11 protein-coding genes, 1 tRNA gene and 1 other RNA gene are annotated in these 15,424 nt (G+C 69.3%); 5 read left to right on the top strand and 8 right to left on the bottom strand.

All coding sequences use genetic code 11. The annotated features are described in order from the left end of the window. Window positions 1-18: 18 nt before the first annotated feature. Window positions 19-798, bottom strand: a complete 780-nt coding sequence (locus tag ODE13_RS12665; protein WP_322479608.1) for a hypothetical protein — start codon at window positions 796-798, stop codon at window positions 19-21. Between the two features lie 323 nt (window positions 799-1,121). On the opposite strand from ODE13_RS12665, the gene ODE13_RS12660 reads away from it, so the two are divergent. Continuing rightward, a complete protein-coding gene (locus tag ODE13_RS12660; RefSeq protein WP_322479607.1) occupies window positions 1,122-2,144 on the top strand; it encodes an acyl-CoA thioesterase II in 1,023 nt (340 codons plus the stop codon). A gap of 65 nt (window positions 2,145-2,209) precedes the next feature. Here ODE13_RS12660 and ODE13_RS12655 read toward each other — a convergent pair whose 3' ends face one another. The 3 genes from ODE13_RS12655 to ODE13_RS12645 all read right to left on the bottom strand — a co-directional run bounded on the left by ODE13_RS12655 (window position 2,210) and on the right by ODE13_RS12645 (window position 5,175). Next, entirely contained in the window at window positions 2,210-3,451 is a 1,242-nt protein-coding gene (locus ODE13_RS12655) for a glycosyltransferase (RefSeq protein ID WP_322479606.1), read from the bottom strand. A 189-nt stretch (window positions 3,452-3,640) separates the two neighbouring features. After that, window positions 3,641-5,101 carry a DUF2079 domain-containing protein gene (locus ODE13_RS12650; RefSeq protein ID WP_322479605.1) on the bottom strand — a complete coding sequence of 487 codons (1,461 nt, stop codon included), beginning with the start codon at window positions 5,099-5,101 and terminating at the stop codon, window positions 3,641-3,643. Between the two features lies 1 nt (window position 5,102). After that, window positions 5,103-5,175, bottom strand: a tRNA-Arg gene (locus ODE13_RS12645). Window positions 5,176-5,461: 286 nt separating this feature from the next. On the opposite strand from ODE13_RS12645, the gene ODE13_RS12640 reads away from it, so the two are divergent. Both ODE13_RS12640 and ettA read left to right on the top strand, forming a co-directional pair. Beyond that, on the top strand, window positions 5,462-6,025 hold the full coding sequence (locus ODE13_RS12640) for a single-stranded DNA-binding protein (protein ID WP_322479604.1): 564 nt from the start codon (window positions 5,462-5,464) through the stop codon (window positions 6,023-6,025). A gap of 186 nt (window positions 6,026-6,211) precedes the next feature. Then, window positions 6,212-7,894 carry an energy-dependent translational throttle protein EttA gene (gene ettA / locus ODE13_RS12635; RefSeq protein ID WP_322479603.1) on the top strand — a complete coding sequence of 561 codons (1,683 nt, stop codon included), beginning with the start codon at window positions 6,212-6,214 and terminating at the stop codon, window positions 7,892-7,894. Between the two features lie 122 nt (window positions 7,895-8,016). Here ettA and ODE13_RS12630 read toward each other — a convergent pair whose 3' ends face one another. The 4 genes from ODE13_RS12630 to ODE13_RS12615 form a co-directional block, all read right to left on the bottom strand. After that, window positions 8,017-9,483, bottom strand: coding sequence for a glyceraldehyde-3-phosphate dehydrogenase (locus tag ODE13_RS12630; RefSeq protein ID WP_322479602.1), 1,467 nt, complete (start codon window positions 9,481-9,483; stop codon window positions 8,017-8,019). A 200-nt stretch (window positions 9,484-9,683) separates the two neighbouring features. Then, window positions 9,684-10,097, bottom strand: an RNA gene (gene rnpB, locus ODE13_RS12625) — RNase P RNA component class A. A 106-nt stretch (window positions 10,098-10,203) separates the two neighbouring features. Next, complete coding sequence (locus ODE13_RS12620) at window positions 10,204-10,701, bottom strand: hypothetical protein (RefSeq protein WP_322479601.1); 498 nt, start codon at window positions 10,699-10,701, stop codon at window positions 10,204-10,206. Window positions 10,702-10,714: 13 nt separating this feature from the next. Next, entirely contained in the window at window positions 10,715-12,214 is a 1,500-nt protein-coding gene (locus ODE13_RS12615; RefSeq protein ID WP_322479600.1) for a flotillin family protein, read from the bottom strand. 258 nt (window positions 12,215-12,472) lie between these two features. Between ODE13_RS12615 and ODE13_RS12610 the strand changes: the two genes are divergently transcribed. Together ODE13_RS12610 and ODE13_RS12605 are read left to right on the top strand one after the other, a co-directional pair. Further along, window positions 12,473-13,396, top strand: coding sequence for an ATP-binding protein (locus tag ODE13_RS12610; RefSeq protein ID WP_322479599.1), 924 nt, complete (start codon window positions 12,473-12,475; stop codon window positions 13,394-13,396). Then, complete coding sequence (locus ODE13_RS12605; RefSeq protein ID WP_322479598.1) at window positions 13,393-15,408, top strand: VWA domain-containing protein; 2,016 nt, start codon at window positions 13,393-13,395, stop codon at window positions 15,406-15,408. The genes ODE13_RS12610 and ODE13_RS12605 overlap by 4 nt, the downstream gene beginning before the upstream one ends. The last annotated feature ends 16 nt before the right edge of the window (window positions 15,409-15,424 follow it).

The raw sequence follows: 15,424 nt of genomic DNA, 5'->3' as shown, positions 1-15,424 counted from the left end.
GCCGAGGGTCATCGGCGCTCAGAGCCCTGAGCGGCGGCAGAGGATGAATCCCCCTGCAGAGCTGAGCCGCACCCACCGGCCCCGCGAGTGCAGGGTGGTGCGTCCGCCGGCGCCCTGTGCGGTCAGGAAGTTCAAGGCGTGGGCGCCGAAGGCGGCACCTGCCGGCACCTCACAAGACTCGGCCTGACCTGCGAGTTCGGCCAGGTCACGGCCCCACACGCGTTCGCGCACCTGCTCCACCACGGCCGCACCGGCGGTGGCGGGAAGAGTCTCGGTGATCTCAGCGATGCCGTTCTCCGCGGCAGCGCGGACCACATCGTCGTCGAGCTCTCCCTGCGCCTCCCAGCCCGCACGCGGCGGGGTGACCGCGGCCCACGGCACCGTCAGTCGGCTGGGCGGCAGAGGAAGCACGGTCTCTGCAGGGTTCAGGCGGGCGAGCCGCTCCGTGATGGAGCTGAGTTCCGCCGTGACGTCGGCGTCGGAGGGCTCGGCCAGCGCCATGGTGCGCAGCCCGAGGACCGCGGGGAGTTGGCCGACCAGGGAGCCAGGGGTCATCACCGGCACCCACGCGGCGAGCACCGAGCCGACGACCTGCAGTCTGATCCCCTGCTCCTGGATCCGCCGGGCGCGGCGGATGTAGGTGCTCAGGTCCTGCAGCGCGACCGCCTCGGCGAAGCGGAGCACCTCGGTCTCGGCGTCCGAGCCTCCAGAGGACCGGGTTCCGGCGGCGGCCGCCGAGGGCCCGTCGGAGGAGACGTCGGAGGGCTGGGGCGCGCTGCGCGGATCGGTGCTGGTCATGTCTGACATTGTCCCACCCGGGCTGGCCCGGATCGTCTCGGCGGCCAGGACTGTGTCCCGCAGTGACGCTCCCAGCCGTGCCGCCTCCGGAAAGGGCTCTGTCACGGGGCACGATCATGTCCCCGTGTGGTGGACCGCGCCGACAGGGGGTCGGTCCCCCTGCCCGCCGGAGGTGTCTGGATAGAGTGGTCCTCAGCAGCTACCCAGCTGTTCGCCCGCGCCGCGCTGACCGAGTCTGGGCGCAGCGCCTGGTGCGCCGTGGACCGGTGACCGTGTCATCTTGCCCACAGCGCCCGCCGACCGCATCGAAGACCGGAGGTCCCATGCCTGAGCGTCCGTACCGCATCCCCACCCCTGCCGAGGCTGTCGAGCGGCTCGTGGGCATGCTGGACCTCGAGCAGCTGGATCCGGCGGAGGCGGCGGGCAGCGAGGAGCGCTTCCGCGGGCCCGTCTTCGATCAGGCGTTCTGGAGGGTCTTCGGCGGTCAGGTGCTCGCCCAGTCGGCGATCGCCGCCATGCGCACAGTGGATTCCGCACGGGTCATCCACTCGGTGCATGGGTACTTCCTCCGGCCAGGCGACGCCACCAAGCCCCTGGAGATCGGCGTCGAGCGGCTCCGGGACGGCGGTTCGTTCTCAGCCCGCCGCAGCCAGGCTTACCAGGACGGTCGGCCGATCCTGTCGATGATCGCCTCGTTCCAGCGGCCCTCCCCCGGACCCACTCACCAGCAGGAGATGCCGCTGGACATCCCGGCCCCGGAGGAGCTGGCCCCGCCGCACGAGCTGGTGGGGCACGTCAAGCATCCGGTGATGCAGGAATGGGGCCATGGCCGGCCGTTCGAGATCCGCCATGTGGACCGGCCCATCTACTTGGAGGGGGACACCGTGCCGCGGGCCTCCAACGCCGTGTGGATGCGCGCCCGCGCCCCGCTTCCCGAGGACCCGAACATCCACCGTGCCGCGATCCTCTATGCCTCGGACTACACCTTGTTGGAGCCGGTGCTGCGCCGCCACGGCCTCTATTGGGCGAAGCCCGGCATGAAGGTGGCGTCCCTGGACCACGCCATGTGGTGGCATCGTGATGCGGCCGCCGATGAGTGGCTGCTCTACGTCCAGCACAGCCCCAGCGCGCAGAGCTCCCGTGGACTCGGTGCCGGAGCGATCTACAACCGCGACGGCGCACTGGTGGCCACCGTCGCCCAGGAGGGCATGGTGCGCCGGCCCCAGGGGCTCAGGCCGCGTATCCAGGAGCGCATCCAGCATTCGATGGTCCGCAGCTCCCGGACCCAGCGGCAGCTCGATCGCAAGTACGGAAGCGCCTGGGCCTCTCGTTACTTCACTCGCTGAACGTCACTCGCTGAGTGACGAGGGAGCAGAGGCGCCCATGGGCGTCGGGCCCCTCTGGCCGGCGCTCAGACCGACACCGGGCTGAGGGTGCGATAGAGCCTTCGGCTGGCCGTCGCAGTCGCCGCCCAGGAGTACTCTTCGGCCAGGACGGCGGCGGTGCCGCTGTAGCGAGCCCAGGCGCGGCGGTGCAGGACCAGCCACCGCATCTCCTCGGCCCATGCGGCAGGATCCAGGGTCTGCACGAGGCGGCCGGTGCGCTGGTGACGGACCAGCTCTGACAGGCCGCCGACGTCGTGGGCCAGCACCGGGGTGCCGCAGGCCATGGCCTCCAGGGCGACCAGCCCGAAGGATTCGCTGTAGGACGGCATCAGCACCGCGTCGCTGTCTCGGAAGAGGTCGGCGAGCTGGGGATGCGGCAGCGGGTCCGTGGTCCGCACCAGGTCCTCGACGCCGTGGGCGGCGGCGAGCTCAGCGATGTCGAGGGCGTCTTGGCCGCTCTGTCTCCCGGCCACCGTCAGCTCCACCGGAGTGTCGGGCATCATGCGGCGGAGCTTCCCCAGTGCGGCGACCGCCACCTGGGGGCCCTTGTGCGGCTGCAGCCGGCCGGCGAACGTCAGCCGAAGGGGCCGCCCCTCGAGATGCAGCCGAGCGTCCTCCCCGGCAGGCGGATGGAACACGCTGAGGTCCACGCCCGGGCGCACCAGGGCCACGCCGGCGGGCTTCACGTCGAAGAGCCGCACCAGGTCGTCCCGCTCACGGAGGGTGTTGGCGGTCAGCATGTCTGCGGAGCGTGCGATCAGCGACTCGGCCGCATCACGGCGAGGATCCTCTGCGGCCTGCGGATCGCACTCCTGCTTGACGGCCCCGATGGTGTGCATGGTGTGCACCAAGGGAGCCCTCAGCCGACGAGCCATGGTCAGCCCGGCCAGCCCGGAGATCCAGTAGTGCGAGTGGACGGTGGTCACCGCCCCCGGATCGACGGCCGCCAGGCTGCGCAGTGCGCGCTGAGCCAGTGACTCCGTCTCGTCCACCAGGCTGTTCTTGTCCCCATCGGTGCCTGCTTGGAGGTGGTGGACGCGTCGCCCGTCGGCGAGCTCCCGCACGTGATCGGGTCCCTCACCGGTGGTGACCAGATCGATGCAGACACCGGCGGCGCGCAGAGCCCGGGAGAGGGCATTGACATAGACGTTCAGTCCTCCGGCGTCGCCGGCTCCCGCCTGCGCGAGCGGGGAGGTGTGCAGGCTCACCATCACGATGCGAAGGGCTGAGGTGCCTCCGCAGGGAAGCGTCGCCGTGGGGCTGGACATGGTGTGGATCTCCATGGGCGGCTGATGTGGTCGTGGCGGTCCTGGACGTGGGTCCGCAGTCTCCATTGTGCCTGAGCGCCGGTGGGCCGTGGGCCGTGAGTCGGAAGCCTCGGTGCGGGGCAGGCAGCCCGGGTCCCGTCTGTGTCGGGAGCGGGAGCCAGGGAGACCAGGCCTGGTCAGCGCAACGACTCAGCGAGCCAGATATTCCGCACAGCGGGTCGTGTCGACGTCGTCGTCGAGCTCCCTGGTGAAGACCCACAGTCCCTGGTCGTCGGCGATCACGGGCTCGAAGCCGAGCTGCTCGGCACGGTCGAAGGCCTCCCGGGGAGTGAGCGGATCGGAGCCGCCGAGCTCCTCGACGCGGTCATCGATGATCAGCCAGCTCAGCCGTTCCTCCGCGGTGGTGCCGTGGAGCCCCACACGGGTGCGGTCCACCAGATGCGGCACTGCGGTGTCCGCGGCCTCGACACAGACACCGTCGGGGATCTCTGCGACGGCACGCTCGTGGGCCTGCGCGCGCTCCGTCATCTCCCAGTTGCCGGCGGTGAGCGTCCGCTGGAAGGGGAAGACCTGGGGGAAGAACAGCGTGCCGACCAGGCTCACCGCCAGCACGGTGGAGGGCAGCGCGACCGCGAGCCGGCCCGCGGTGCGGGGTGCTGTGCGCGTCGCAATCCGACGCAGGACGTCCAGGGCCGCCAGCAGGAAGACCGGAGCGAGGATCGCGTCGTACTGGTAGACGGGCGCCCAGACGTTGAGTCGGTCGTTGAAGAGGCGGGAGAGCAGGATCGGCGCACCGATGATCACATAGGGCGAGGCGAAGGGCAGCAGCCACAGCGGCAGGAAATGCAGCAGCCACAGGCCGACCTTGAGCGGATGGTCGACCAGGACGACAGCGGCGTTCCACGGCTGGGTGAGCATGAAGACCACGGCGGCGCCCGCCGACGCGCCCAGTGCGGTGAACTCCCAGTAGCCGAACTCTCCGGCCGGCGAGAAGTGCGGGATGACCACCTCGGTGGCGAACCAGTAGCCGAGACCCCCCAGTGCCGCCGTGGTCAGGGCCGGCAGCCACCAGCGACGCAGGGCGAGCACGAGGGCGATCGCGATCAGCGTGACGCCGAGATCCTCCCGGACCAGCAGAAGGATCGCTGAGAGGCCGACCGCCAGCCAGGGACGGTGACGCTCGATCGCCCAGATCACCCAGGCGATGATCGGAACGCCGAAGGCGATCTCGTGGAAGTCCCAGTTGGTGATCGCCTGGAACGGCCAGAACAGCAGCAGGGCGGCGGCGCTGAGCAGACCCGCCCGATGGCCGAACCAGCCCTGCACCACCAGATGGACCGGGATCGCGGTGGAGACCAGCAGGGCCGTCATCGCGATGTTGAGCATCCGCGGGTCGTCCCAGAGCCAGTAGAGCGGGGCCAGAGCAGCGATGATCGGATGGAAGTGATCGCCGAGCAGGTGGAAGTCCTCACCCTTGATCGGGACGATCGGTGCGCTGAACAGGGCGTACTGCCGGACCGCCTGGTCGAAGATGCCGAGGTCGTACCCCTTGGCCTCGAAATTGCGGAAGCGCAGCAGAGAGTGCACCAGGTACAGCAAGGAGGCCGCCGTCATCACGGCGGCCAGCTGCATCTTCTGTGAACGCGTCAAGCGCCCCGGGAGGGATTCGAACCCCCGACCGGCGGATTAGAAGGCCGCTGCTCTATCCCCTGAGCTACCGAGGCTGGTGCTGGTCGGAGCCCCGCGCCGCACCCTGAGGCAGGGCCGTGCCGGGGTTCCCCTCCAGTCCGATCATCCAGTCTACCGAGTTCGTTCCTCCACAGGCGACCTGCGCCCCCTGGCGACACGCCGTCACCTCCACAGGGGCCGATGATCCGCTCGCTCCTGACCGGATGGCCGCACAGACTGGCTCCACCGGATCACATGGACCGGATCACATGGACCGGATCACATGCACGACCCCAACCCACCCGAGCATCACCACCAGCACGAGCTCCCCAGGAGGACATCATGAACGAGACCGTCACCGTCCGCGGATTCATCGGCAACGAGGTGCGGACCATCACCACCGACAAGGGACTGCCGATCTCCAGCTTCCGACTGGCCTCCACTCCGCGGCGCTTCGACCGCGAGCGTGGCGAGTGGGTCGACGGAGAGACCAACTGGTTCACCGTGACCTGCTTCCGCGCTCTGGCACAGAACGTCCGCACCACAGTCTCCAAGGGCGATCCGGTGCTGGTCACCGGCCGTCTCAAAGTTCGCCAGTGGGCCAACGACACCGGCCAGCGCGGCACCTCCGTGGAGATCGATGCCGACGGTGTGGGTCATGATCTGACCTTCGGCACCGGTTCTTTCATCCGGCTCGGCGGGCAGTCCGCCGACTCGGCGAGCGGCTGGGGCTCAGCGGGCGCGGGCCTGACGTCCACCGAGGACACAGCGGACCTCGCCGACTCGGAAGCACGGGATCCAGGACCGGATGCCGCCGCAGGGGCAGGCCACGGCTCCTCCCCGGAGGTCTCTTTGCGCGGGGACGAGGAGCTCGCCGGGGCCGAGAGTGTCGACGCCCCCTTCTGAGCGGAGTCTTCGATCCCCCCCCCCCCCCAGCACTCGCGGCGGGCGCTTCGGTGCGGGATGGCCGTGCGGAAGCCGTCTCCCCCAGGCGCTTCAGGCGCGATGTGAGACGGGTCGGGCGCGGTCACATGGGCCGCACGACGGCGGTCCATTGGGCGAACAGCACAGGAGCCGACTAGCCTGGGGTCCATGGCAGAGTTCATTTACAGCATGGTCAAGGCCCGCAAGAAGGTGGGCGACAAGGTCATCCTCGACGACGTCACGATGTCGTTCTACCCAGGAGCGAAGATCGGCGTCGTGGGCCCCAACGGGGCAGGAAAGTCGACGATCCTGAAGATCATGGCGGGTCTCGACCAGCCCTCCAACGGCGAGGCCCGGCTCTCCCCGGGATACTCGGTCGGCATCCTCCTGCAGGAGCCGCCGCTGAACGAGGACAAGACTGTGCTCGGCAACGTCCAGGAGGGCGTGGGAGAGATCTACGGAAAGCTCCAGCGCTACAACGACATCTCCGACGAGATGGCCAATCCGGACGCTGACTTCGACGCCCTGATGGACGAGATGGGCAAGCTCCAGGAGTCCATCGACGCGGCGAACGCCTGGGACCTGGACTCCCAGCTCGAGCAGGCTATGGATGCCCTCCGCTGCCCGCCGGGCGACGAGCAGGTCACCCACCTCTCCGGCGGTGAGCGTCGCCGTGTGGCCCTGTGCAGGCTGCTGCTGTCCAAGCCGGACCTGCTGCTGCTCGATGAGCCGACGAACCACCTCGACGCCGAGTCTGTTCTGTGGCTCGAACAGCACCTGGCGGACTACGAGGGTGCGGTCCTCGCCGTGACCCACGACCGCTACTTCCTCGACCATGTCGCCCAGTGGATCTGCGAGGTCGACCGCGGACGCCTCTACCCCTACGAGGGGAACTACTCCACCTACTTGGAGAAGAAGCGCTCCCGTCTGGAGATCCAGGGGAAGAAGGACGCCAAGATGGCCCGGCGCCTCTCCGACGAGCTCGACTGGGTCCGCTCCAACGCCAAGGGGCGGCAGGCCAAGTCCAAGGCTCGTCTGGCCCGGTATGAGGAGATGGCTGCTGAGGCTGAACGCACGAAGAAGCTGGACTTCGAGGAGATCCAGATCCCGCCCGGCCCTCGCCTGGGCACACAGGTCATCGAGGCCGGGAACCTGCAGAAGGGATTCGGGGACCGGCAGCTGATCGACGGCCTGTCCTTCTCCCTGCCCCGCAACGGCATCGTCGGGGTGATCGGCCCCAACGGCGTCGGGAAGTCCACGCTGTTCAAGTCCATCGTGGGACTCGAGGGACTGGACGACGGCGAGCTCACCGTGGGTGAATCGGTGAAGATCTCCTATGTCGACCAGTCGCGTGCGGGCATCGACCCGGAGAAGTCCCTCTGGGAGGTGGTCTCTGACGGGCTCGACTACATCAAGGTCGGCAATGTGGAGATGCCCTCCCGCGCCTATGTCTCCGCCTTCGGTTTCAAGGGACCAGATCAGCAGAAGAAGGCCGGGGTGCTCTCCGGCGGTGAGCGCAACCGCCTGAACCTCGCCCTGACCCTCAAGCAGGGCGGCAACCTGCTGCTGCTGGACGAGCCGACCAACGATCTCGACGTCGAGACCCTGGGCTCACTGGAGAACGCACTGCTGGAGTTCCCGGGCTGCGCCGTGGTCATCTCCCACGATCGCTGGTTCCTCGACCGTGTGGCCACCCACATCCTGGCCTGGGAGGGCACCGAACAGGACCCGGCCCGCTGGTACTGGTTCGAGGGGAACTTCGAGTCCTACGAGAGCAACAAGGTCGACCGTCTCGGTCCCGAGGCGGCCCGCCCGCACCGGGTCACCCACCGCAAGCTCACCCGCGACTGAGGCTCGACCCCAGCCGGCGTCACGACGAGGCCCCGGACGAAAGGTCCCTCTCAGGATCATTCGTCCGGGGCCTCGTCGTCTGCGGCACCGCATGACCCGGCGCTGCGGGACCAGAGGTCGGCTCAGACGGGAGCTGGGGCGAGATCCTCCACGCGCGGGAACTTCACGGGGGCGGCATCGGTCATCTGCTCCAGGGTGCGGATGACCTGAGCGGAGTAGCCGAACTCGTTGTCATACCAGACGTAGAGGATCGCCTGGCGCCCGTTGACGATCGTGGCCAGGCCATCGACTATCCCGGCCGCGCGGGTGCCCACGAAATCGGTGGAGACGACCTCGGCGGAGTCGATGTAGTCGACCTGCTTGTGCAGCGAGCCCTCCAGCGACTCCCGGCGCAGGAACCGGTTGAGCTCGTCCTTGCTGGTCTCCCGCTCCAGCTCCAGGTTCAGGATCGCCATGGAGACGTCCGGGGTGGGCACGCGGATCGAGTTGCCAGAGAGCTTCCCGCTCAGCTCCGGCAGCGCCTTGGCCACGGCCTTGGCGGCCCCGGTCTCGGTGAGCACCATGTTCAGCGCCGCCGAACGACCCCGACGCTCCCCCTTGTGGAAGTTGTCGATGAGGTTCTGGTCATTGGTGTAGGAGTGGACCGTCTCCACGTGCCCATGATCGATCCCGTAGGCCTCGTGCATCAGCTTGGCCACCGGCGTGATGGCATTGGTGGTGCAGGACGCCGCGGAGAGGATGCGGTCCTCAGAGGTGATGTCATCATGGTTCACGCCGAAGACGATGTTCTTGATACCCCCCTGGCCCGGTGCTGTGAGCAGCACCCGGGACACGCCAGGTGCCCTGAGGTGCTGGCTGAGGCCCTCCTCGTCGCGCCAGCGGCCCGTGTTGTCCACCACCACCGCGTCGTCGATGTCGTGGACGGTGTAGTCCACCGCCGCGGGATCGTCGGCATAGATGACCTTGATCCACGTCCCGTTGGCGATGATCGCCTGGTTCTCCTCGTCGAGACGAATCGAACCGGCGAACGGACCGTGCACCGAGTCTCGCCGCAGCAGCGAGGCGCGCTTGGCGAGATCATTCTCCGAACCACGGCGCACCACGATGGCTCGCAGTCGCAGTCCGGAGGCCGAAGAGGCTCGGCCCACCAGGATCCGTGCCAGCAGACGGCCGATGCGGCCGAAACCGTAGAGGACGACGTCACGCGGCTCGGAGCCGCCCTCTCCTCGGCGGCTCACGACCTCGGAGAGCTCGTCGCGCAGGAAGGCGACGAGATCCTCGGATCCCGACTTCTTGAACTTGGAGTTCAGGCGGGCGATGTCCACGCTGGCCGCGCCGAGGTCCAGAGTGGTCAGGGCCTCCACCAGGGGAAGCGTCTCAGCGATGGGGAGCTCAGTCTCATCCACCTGACGGGCGAATCGGTGGGCCTTGAGGATGTCGATGGCGGACTGATTGACAAGTTTCCGGCCGTGGATCCCGGTCACCACGTTGTTCTCGCGGTAGAGCCGGCCGATCAGCGGAATCATGGCTTCCGCCATGGACTCTCTGTCGATCCACTGCTGGAGGTGCTCGTCAGCATGGTGCGGCACAGTTGTGTTCCTTCCGTGAAGACGTCATTGTCTTGGGCGGAGTGCCTCGCACCGCCGGCATCCTCGCCGCGGCGCGTCGTCGAAGCGTTCCTCGGCCCAGTCTAGAGCGTCGGAGCGGGGGTCGGAGTCACAGCGGCCACCACCGACGTCACATGTGAGACAGAACACCCCGCGCGCCGAGGTCGGCGGGCGGGGCGAGTGGGACGGGCCGGCCTGTACGCCGGATTCTGTTCCGCACGTGACGTGCGGAGGCCATCATCCATCTGGGCCGCGTGTCACCACGGGCCTCGAGCGGTCAACCCGGATGCTCAGGCGGGCAGCCCTCGGACGCATCCTGTTCGACCTTGCACCGGATGGGGTTTGCCGAGCCGCAGCAGTCACCTGCCGCGCTGGTGGTCTCTTACACCGCCGTTTCACCCTTACCCGCTGCGAACGCCCGAGGGCGCACAGCGGGCGGTCTGTTTTCTGTGGCACTGGCCTGCGGGTCTCCCCGAGTGGGCGTTACCCACCATCCTGCCCTGTGGAGTCCGGACGTTCCTCGACGCCGCAGTTATCCGACCGCGCACCCTGGCGCAGTCGGGGCCTTGCGGCGGCGCGATGGCCCGGCCGACCCGTCCCGGGTGTCCATAGTACGCCAGCGACGAGCCCTGCCCGGACCGATGCTGGGCAGGGGTGACTCTTCTCTCCCGAATCTGCCGGACCTCGAGCCGGACGGGGCCCTCAGCGGGGCGGAGCGACCCGAAGTCGGGTCGGTGAGACGACCTCCTCCACGGCGAGCTCCTCCCCCTGGACGACGTCGTGTTCCGCCACTGCGGAGATTTTCAGGGGGTGACCGTGATGCGGAACGGTGAACTCGAAAGGGCTGCCCGCGGGCGCTCCGGTAAGAGCTTTGCCCAGGGTCCCGATCGTATCCTCCAAGCGAGCCTGGGGAGTCTCCGCACGGCGCACCGCCCGCAGTGCCAGGCCGGTCACCGCGAGCACCACCAGGGCGGCCAGTCCGGCCAGCAGCAGTCCGCCGGCCGTCCCGAGCTCGAGCGCGCCCAGCCCCATCCATCCCCCGTAGCCGGCGCCGGCCACCGCGGCGCAGAGCGATGTCGAAGACAGCAGCCCGTCCCCGCCGAGGTCCGGCAGCACCGAGTCCAGCAGGCCGTCGAGGAAGAACGTGACCACCGTCAGGACGGTGAAGACGACGGCGACGAGGATGAACCAGATGACCACGGTGTCTCCCGGGTCAGTCCTGCCCGGACGCGGAGGTCCTGGCTGCGTCAGAGTCCGACCCAGCAGACTTGGCCTCCTCGGAGTCGCCGTCCGTGACGGCCTCGGCAGAGGGCTGCTCGTGGTCGGCCTGTACGCCGGTCGCCGTGAGGTCCTGGCCGGTGAAGTTCTTCAGCAGCTCGCGCAGGTCGACTCCCAGGGTGGAGCTGGCCAGCTCCACGGCCTGATTGACGTTGTCGATGCCGTTCTTGACGACCTTGTTGGCGCCGGCGGAGTCGATCACCGTCAGCGAGTCGATGTTGTTCATCGGCGCGGCCGCCTCATGGGCGATCTCCGGCAGCGTGGCGATGATGCGGTCCATGATGGCCGCCTGTCCGAAGCTGCGGTAGGCCTCGCCCTTCTCATGCAGGGCCAGGGCCTCCGCCTGCCCCCGCTCGCGGATGGCGGCAGCCTCGGCCTCGCCCTCCAACCGAACGGCCCGGGCCTCCTTCTCGCGGCGATCCAGGTCCGCCTCGGCGGCCAGCCGGACCCGCTCAGCCTGAGCCTGCGCCTCAGAGACCTCCGCCACGCGCCGCGCCTCGGCCTCCTGCTCGGCGCGGTAGCGGTCGGCGTCGGCCTGCTTGTGCACCTCGGCCACGAGCTCCTGCTCGCGCAGCTGGGCCCGCCGCTCAGCGGTCTCGCGCTGCTGGTCGACCACCGCGCGCTGGGCCTCGGCCTCCGCCCGCGGACCGGCGGCCGCGGCCTTCGCCTTGGCCTGGTCGGTCTCCTCACGGATGGTGGCGTTGCGCAGGTCCAGCTCTCGCTGTGATTCGAGGATCTCTTGCTCAGCGGCGATATGGGCCCGCTCCGACTCCCGACGGGCGTTCTCCTCGGCGATGTCAGCATCGCGCTTGACCTTGGCGGCCTCGGGGCGGCCGAGGTCGACGAGGTAGTCGTTGTCGTCACTGATGCCCTGGATCTGGAAGGCGTCCAGCAGCAGGCCCTGGTTGGTCAGAGTGGACTCGGACTCGTCCAGTGCACGGGTGGCGAAGGCCTCCCGCTCCCGGTTGACCTGCTCCACGGTCATGGTGCCCAGGATGGAACGCAGGGAGGCTTCGAGGACGTCCTTGGTGAACCGCTCGATCTCCTGCTGCTGTCCCAGGAAACGCTGGGCGGCGGCACGGATGGAGTCCTCCTTGCCATCGACCTTGACCAGTGCGACGGCCTCCACGTGGAGGTTGATGCCGTTCTGGGTGATCGCCGAGGTCTCGAGGAGGACCTTGCGAGACTCCAGGGACATGGAGTCGGACTTCTGGACGAAGGGCAGGACGAAGGTCCCTCCGCCCTGGACGATCTTCTGGGTCGCCGGCAGTCCGGAGTCGGCGCTGCGCTTGGATCCCGATCCGGAGACGATGATCGCTTCGTTCGGCTTCGCGATGCGGTAGCGCGCGACGATCGCGGCGATCGCCACGACCACCACCAGGATCAGGCCGAGGATGGGGACGAACAGGCTCGCCCCGAGCAGTGTCTCGAGCATCAGGTCAGTACCTCTTCAGCTGGATGTTCTTCAGGTGCGTCTCGTGATTCTTCAGTGTCCGCGGGTCAGCCGATGCACCCACGCCACGGCGGCTGCGTCGCCGCCCCGACCGTGATGTGCAGGCATGACCCTGGGGCCGAGCGTATCAGCAGGAGGATCACTGCTGACTCGCTTTTCCACAGGACGGGAAGCCTCCTGCGCCTGCCATTGATCACACTGTATTGCGAATCGTTCGCATTTCTCCTAGATTCTTCTCCTGTGTTTCCCTTCACTGCCGTGCTCGGCCAGGATGCGTTGAAGAACTGTCTCGTCCTCAACGCCGTGGACCCCGCCATCGGCGGCGTCCTCGCCCTCGGAGACCGGGGGACGGCGAAGACCACCACCATCAGAGCCCTGGGCGATCTCCTCCGCCACCACGAGATCGACATGCCGGTGGCGGAGATGCCCCTCGGCGCCACCGAGGATCGCGTGCTCGGCAGCCTGGACGTGGACAAGGCGCTGCGGGGAGAGATCGTCTTCGCTCCCGGGATCCTCAGCGACGCCCATGGTGGCTTCCTCTACATCGATGAGGTCAACCTCCTCGACGACTTCCTGGTGGACGTCCTGCTCGACGTCTCGGCCTCAGGGGTCAACCGGGTGGAGCGGGACGGCCTCAGCCACACCCATCCGGCCCGGTTCGTGCTGGTGGGCAGCGGCAATCCCGAGGAGGGTCAGCTGCGCCCTCAGCTGGAGGACCGCTTCGGCCTGGCCACCGATGTCCGCACCATCGCGGACCCGGCGCTGCGGGTCGAGATCGTGCGCCGCCGGCTGGACCACGACGCCGACCCGGAGGCCTTCGCCCGAGGCTGGCAGGGCCGCCAGACCCAGCTCGCGGACCGGACCCTCTCCGCCCGGGCACGCCTGGGAGCCGTGGCGCTCCCGGACTCGATGCTGGACCGGATCGTCGACGTCTGCGTGGAGTCGGGTGCCGTCGGACATCGTGCTGACCTGGTGCTGGCGCGCAGCGCGCGAGCTCTGGCGGCGCTGGCCGGCCGTGACGAGGTCACCCCCACCGATGTCGCCTTCGCCGCCGTGCCCGCACTGCAGCACCGCACCCCCTCCCGCCCCGGGGACCGCAGCACCACACCGGCCGCCCGGGTGAAGCTCAGCGCCGCCCGCGTGCTCGGACTTCGTGCTGCATGAGGGGCCAAGCCGTCCCCGGAGACCCCCGACGTCTCCAGCGGCGCCCGGATCGAATCACGTCGCTGGCCTCGGCACTGGGCGGGGACGCGCTGCCGGCCATCGAGGTACCCCTGCAGCTGGTGATGACGGCGTGGGAGGCTGGGGCAGCATGCGGTGTGCTGTGCACCGGGGATGCACTGCTGGCCGAGGCCGCATTCCGTCGTCTGCTTCCGGCGGCCGATGCCTCGATCGGCCACGCGTCAATGATGACGGCAGAGCAGATCGCGGCACTGGACTCGCCGCGCCTGCTCGCCATGGCGGCTGATCTCGAGGACGTGCCGCCGGCACTGCTGCGCCGGTGCACTGCCATTCTCCGATTCACCGGCACCACGTCGCCTCTGGACCGAGCAGACCGAGCAGACCGGGCGGATCGGGCGGATCGGGCTGACTGGGCGGATCGGGCTGACTGGGCGGGCCAGGCGCGCGCGGTGGACGACGATGAGCCAGGGGCCGGGACCTCCGATGCCCTCGCCGCCCGCGTGGTCTCTCTCCTGGCACGGGCCGACTGCCACGACCATGGACTGGACGCCGCGGCGACCCATCTGGCGGCGGGACTGGCGGAACAGGTCGGGGTCGACCATGCACTGGCGCTGGTGGAGGCGGTCGTCGCTGTTCCCCGGCAGGTGGCGCGTGGTTCCTCCGACGACCTCGCCGAGGAGGCTTCCAGCTGCACGCCCGAGGACGGGTCGGCCCCCGACCAGGGCACCGCGGAGGAGGAACCCTCCGCCGAACAGGCGCCGGGAAGCGGTCCGTCCCCGGATGTCGACCAGCCCTCGGAGCCCGACGCCCAGCCCGGCGACGACGACGAGCCGGCCGATCTTTCAGAAGCCAGCGCGACGGAGGAGGAGCAGCCCCCTGCACCGGGAGCCGGCGCGGAGACCGCCCCATCCGCCGAGGATCCTGAGGAGACCCAGGCGGCGGCACTCACGGAAGCCAGCTCCCCAGGAGTCCCCTCGACCCCCGCCCCGGCCGATGTCGAGGGCGGGGAGCAGACGGGCGAAGACGGCGTGGAGGACGCCGACGAGGACTCGGCGAGCGATTGTGCCGCCGCGCCCGACTCTCCCGGTCCGGACGCGTCGAGTCCTGCGGGAGGCCACGGCCACGACGACGCCGAAGCTCTCGCCGTCGACCTCGGCGAGCTGCGCCTGGATGCGGAGAGCCTGGAGTTCAGCCTGCAGGCAGGGGCGGGGGTGAGACCCTCCGGGATGCCCACGACGGCGACTCCCCCGGCTCGTCGAGACGCCATGGCCCGCCGCCATCATGCGGGCCGAGGCGGCTCCGAGAGCCTCTCCACAGATCGCGGTCGGATGATGCGCGAAGTCCCGGTGGAGCGCGCGGGCGGGGTGATCGCCATCGCCCCGACTCTGCGCCGGGCTGCCCGACGCCACGCCGCTGCGCACGGAACAGGCCAGGCCCCCGCCAGAGTCCAGAGCCAGGACCTCCGCGGCGTGCTGCGTCGGCGCAGAGGCGGCCTGCACACCGTGGTCGTGGTGGACGGCTCGTCATCGATGGGGGCAGGCGGAATCGCCCGAGCGGCCCAGGAGGTCGACGAGCTGATCTCCTCCTCGGCGTCCCGGCGGGGCGCGGTCAGCATGGTGCTGGCCTCGGGCGCCGCCGCCCGCGTGCTGGTCACCCGCTCCACCAGCGTGTCTCGGATCCGAGAGGCAGCACGGCGTGAGCCCGCCGGCGGCGGCACTCCCCTGGTCCATGCGCTCGAGCTCGCCGCAGCCATGGTGTCCGAGGACGAACCGGCGCACCGCCGAGTGGTGATCATCTCCGACGGCCGCCCCACCGTCGGCCGCGGAGGCACTCACCTTCGGCAGGAGGCCGCCGTCCTGGAGCTGGAGGAGCAGCTCGAGACTCTCATGGACCTGTGTGCCCGCGTCTCCATCCTGCCGGTCGGAATAGCATCGGAGGGCGGTCTGCGCCGCGCCATGGCTCCGTTCCGGCGCGCGGGAGCGCAGGTGCTCTGACCATCGCGGCCGTCGT

The sequence above is a fragment of the Nesterenkonia sp. HG001 genome, from assembly GCF_034438835.1.
GTDB classification, from domain to species: domain Bacteria; phylum Actinomycetota; class Actinomycetes; order Actinomycetales; family Micrococcaceae; genus Nesterenkonia; species Nesterenkonia xinjiangensis.
The sequence above is the reverse complement of the archived record's forward strand: the minus strand, read 5'-3'. Positions and strand labels throughout refer to the sequence as shown.

Bases quoted from the DNA above. Each gene is read 5' to 3' on its own strand.
- ODE13_RS12605 (WP_322479598.1), top strand. From the start codon at position 13,393: ATGAGGGGCCAAGCCGTCCCCGGAGACCCCCGACGTCTCCAGCGGCGC.
- ODE13_RS12615 (WP_322479600.1), bottom strand. From the start codon at position 12,214: ATGCTCGAGACACTGCTCGGGGCGAGCCTGTTCGTCCCCATCCTCGGC.
- ODE13_RS12660 (WP_322479607.1), top strand. From the start codon at position 1,122: ATGCCTGAGCGTCCGTACCGCATCCCCACCCCTGCCGAGGCTGTCGAG.
- ODE13_RS12665 (WP_322479608.1), bottom strand. From the start codon at position 798: ATGACCAGCACCGATCCGCGCAGCGCGCCCCAGCCCTCCGACGTCTCC.
- ettA (WP_322479603.1), top strand. From the start codon at position 6,212: ATGGCAGAGTTCATTTACAGCATGGTCAAGGCCCGCAAGAAGGTGGGC.
- ODE13_RS12655 (WP_322479606.1), bottom strand. From the start codon at position 3,451: ATGTCCAGCCCCACGGCGACGCTTCCCTGCGGAGGCACCTCAGCCCTT.
- ODE13_RS12640 (WP_322479604.1), top strand. From the start codon at position 5,462: ATGAACGAGACCGTCACCGTCCGCGGATTCATCGGCAACGAGGTGCGG.